Raw genomic sequence first — 508 nt, forward strand, 5'->3', positions numbered from 1 at the left:
CCTGCCCAGACGCCGGTAACCGTGAACCTGTCCAACGGCCAAACGATTACCGTTGAAGCGGGTAAAACCCAGGGCAGCGTCGATTTCCAGACCCCGGCCAATGACGTCTACAACAACGGCTCGACCGTCAGCGTCACCATCGAGAGCGCCACTGGCGGCAACTTCGAACAGCTGACCCCGAACCCGACCCCGGCTCAGACCGCGATCAACGACTCGGTCGATGCCACCACCGCGACCCTGACCGCCTCGCCAAGCGTGACCGAAGGCGGCGTGATCACTTACACCGTGACCCTGAGCAACCCTGCCCAGACGCCGGTGACCGTGACCCTGTCCAACGGCCAGGTCATTACCGTTGAAGCCGGCAAAACCCAGGGCAGCGTCGACTTCCAGACCCCGGCGAATGACGTCTACAACAACGGTTCGACTGTCAGTGTCACCATCGAGAACGCCACAGGCGGCAACTTCGAGCAACTGACCCCGAACCCGACGCCGGCTCAGACCACGATCA

The 508-nt window shown here is 62.6% G+C and carries 1 protein-coding gene; it reads left to right on the plus strand.

Annotated features, from left to right (window positions below; all coding sequences use genetic code 11):
- On the plus strand, nt 1-508 hold a 508-nt coding region (locus tag ACF8FB_RS06965; protein WP_392511149.1), incomplete at both ends, for an immunoglobulin-like domain-containing protein.

The organism is Pseudomonas sp. yb_2, from assembly GCF_043103905.1.
Lineage (GTDB): Bacteria > Pseudomonadota > Gammaproteobacteria > Pseudomonadales > Pseudomonadaceae > Aquipseudomonas > Aquipseudomonas alloputida.